The sequence below is a fragment of the Pontibacter sp. HJ8 genome, assembly GCF_054824225.1.
Genome location: NZ_JSYF01000470.1, coordinates 1 through 3,032, shown reverse-complemented (window position 1 = coordinate 3,032; position 3,032 = coordinate 1). Strand labels below are relative to the sequence as shown.

Sequence of the window (3,032 nt, the reverse complement as noted above, 5' to 3'; positions counted from 1 at the left end):
TCAATTAACGCATCAATCCCAACATCAACAATTGTTTGTTCCCTGAAAATCCAACCTAAATCTTTAGTAACAATAGTGTCTGTTGCAATTACTCCTAACCTCTCCGTACTGCTGTATCTGCTCATAATCTTTAACTAATGTCAACTACCACGAAAGAAAAAAGCCCCTCTCCTATTCTTAGGAGAGGGGTCTGGGGTGAGGTTAGTTCAAGGAAATATAAGGCTTGTCGGCTATACCCATGGCCGTGGCGGTCGTGGTCAGCTGCTTCAGGGTGTTGAGCGTGCTCTCATCGGCGCTGCTCTGCATCATTTTGAAAAGCAGGGCCGATACACTCAGGTTGCGTACGTCGTCCGAGTTCATGCCGAACTGGTTGATGAAGCGCTGCAGGTTCTCCCGGAAATCCACGTGGCCCTTTCCGTTCACCTGGAAGAAGGTATCCTTCACCGTGTTCAGCACCTCGCTGTTGCCTACCAGGCGGTCCACCTGCTTGCCTTTGGTGATAGAGCCCACGATCTGGTCGAAGAACATGGTTTCGCCTCCCACAATGTCGATCTTGGCCGCTTTGAGAGCCTCCGCGATCACCTCCGCCTGCGATGCGGCAATGTCTTTCTGGATGTTGATCTGGGCCAGCTCGATGGACTTCTCTTTGTCCAGGCGCAGCTTGAACTCTTCGTGGTCTTTGCCCACACCGTCCAGTTTGCGCATGGCATCCGCCTTCTCTTCTATGCCTTTCGCTTCCACCGTGAATTTCTCACCGCTCACACGGGCTTCGGCCAGCCCGCGCTTCTCTTCAGCGGTAGCCAGATTCTCCACTACCGTGGCATCGGCTATACCTTGTTCTTTCGTCACCCGGGCGCTTACCATACCCAGTCGTTCTTCGGCTTCTGCCTGGGCATTGGCTTTCGCTTTGATCACCGATGCTTCTGCTTCGCCTTCTACCTGGCGGGCGTGTGCTTTGGCCTCCATCACCTGCGCTTCGGACAAGCCTTTGGCAGCTGCCTGCGCGGCCTCTGCTTCGGCCATCGTTTTGATGGCTTGCGCCCGGTTGTTGGACGATACCTGCTCGGCTTCGGCATCGATCAGCATTTGTTTTGCTCTGAACTCCGCTGCCTGACGCGCTGCCTCGGCACCCTTGATTTCTTTCACCAGGGACTCTTCCGCTTCTTTCTCTGCATTCTTGATTGCCACCGCTTTCGTACGATCTGCCTCTGCAAAAGCTCTTGTATCCTTGATCTTCTCCTCTTCTTCCACCACAGCTTTCTCCACGGTCACACGCTCCCGGATGATGCCCTGGATATTCTTGCGCTCTTCTTCAATGGCTTTCTCTTTCTCGATCTGGGCCAGTGCCACGATGCGCTCCTTCTCATTCTCCTCCAGCAGGCGCGCCTGCTCTACGCGCTCCGTTTCGATGGCGTCGGTGCGCTGCTTGCTGCGCTCGGCTACCAGTATCTGGCGGTCTTTGTTCTGCTCGGCGATCTTCACCTCTTCGTCGGTTGCAATCCGGGCTTTCTCCGATTTCAGGCGCTCTTCGTGGCGCACTTTCTCCATTTCGGCAAACTCCCTAGACTTGATGTTGGCAATTTCGCGCTTCTGCTTTTCCTCGTTTTCAGCCAGCTGTTTTTCCAGCTCTAGGATGGTTTCCTGCGCCTCCACGTCCTGCTTCTTAATGGTCTTTTCTTTCTCACGCTCAATCAGGTTGGCCTGTACTTTCTGCTTCGCTGTCAGGTCAATGATCTTCTTGATACCTTCGGCATCAAGGATGTTATTTTCATTTAAGTTGATCAGCGGCGTCTGCTCCAGGTAGTCGATCGCACAGTCGTCCAGGATAAAGCCATTCAGGTCGGTGCCGATTGTCTGCAGGATCTGGCGCTTGAAATCATCGCGGCTCTGGTAGAGGTCCACAAAGTCAAAGTGCTTGCCCACCGTCTTCAGTGCTTCGGAGAATTTGGCGTCGAACAGGCTTTCCAGCGCCGGGTGATCCGAAGCACGCTTACAGCCGATGGACTGCGCCACCTGGACCACATCCTCCGGCGTTTTGTTGACGCGCAAAAAGAAGTTCACTTTGATGTCGGCTCTTAAATTGTCTTTACAGATCAGGCCTTCGGAGCCCGTCCGGGAGATCACGATGGTTTTGAGGGTAATGTCCATTACCTCCAGCTTGTGGATGATGGGCACGACGAATATACCGGAGAAAGACACTTTCGTATCACCCAGGCCGGTACGTACCATGGCTTCGCCCTGTATGGCTTTCTGGTACATTTTGACAACGATGGCAATCAAGCCGATCACGACTAGCGCCAGTACGATGACGATAGACCAGGATAAAGATGTAATCATGTGAATTAGATAGTTTGGTAAGGTTCTATGAGGTAAAATTTGTTCCCAGCATTGTATTCAAGCACCAGCGCAGTCTCCCCTTTCTGCACAGCGGAACCTTCCGTGGTTTTCACGTTCAGCAGCAGCGGTGCTCCGGCGGTTTTCACCGTCGCCTGGCCCAGTTCAGTGTGAGTAGCCGGGAGAATGACCGTACATACCTGCCCGATGATGGTGGCAGCTGAATCGTGCTCGATCTCCAGGGCAGCAAAAACCTTTACAAAGGGCCTGGTCAGGATTTTGGAAACAAACAGGGCAGCGATAAAGGAAGGTAACAGGTATAGCAGCCCCAGCAGCTCGTAGTTGTGGTTGAAGTAGTAGTTAACCAGTATCGAAATCACCCAAAAAGGCAGGGCCAGGAAGGTCAGGAAAACCATGAATGGCACTTTGCCCAGGTTAAAAAACGCCAGCGCCGAGTTCAGCCACGTAACGGCCGATACGCCATCTGCCTGCACTTCCGTATCCAGATCCAGATCCACATCGAAGAAGTCGAGGTCCAGGAAACCGAAGATCACCGCCACCCAATACAGGAGCGTGAAAACCAGGAAGGCAGTCGGTAAAATGTTAACACCGGAAATGGCAGCTTGTAAAAGTTCGTTCATAGGCAAATAAAGGCAGTGATATATAATATGCTATAAATATAATATAATATCTATAAC

The 3,032-nt window shown here is 52.2% G+C and carries 3 protein-coding genes; all 3 read right to left on the bottom strand.

Features of this window, described 5'->3' with window-relative positions; genetic code table 11:
- Window positions 1-125 (bottom strand): DUF4365 domain-containing protein (locus tag OB13_RS17985; protein WP_461491568.1); only part of this gene is annotated, 125 nt, incomplete at its 3' end.
- A 76-nt stretch (window positions 126-201) separates the two neighbouring features.
- Entirely contained in the window at window positions 202-2,337 is a 2,136-nt protein-coding gene (locus OB13_RS17980) for a flotillin family protein (protein WP_461491567.1), read from the bottom strand.
- A 5-nt stretch (window positions 2,338-2,342) separates the two neighbouring features.
- The gene (locus OB13_RS17975) at window positions 2,343-2,975 is read right to left on the bottom strand and encodes a hypothetical protein (protein WP_461491566.1); all 633 of its coding nucleotides are present in this window, start codon (window positions 2,973-2,975) and stop codon (window positions 2,343-2,345) included.
- Window positions 2,976-3,032 lie beyond the last annotated feature (57 nt).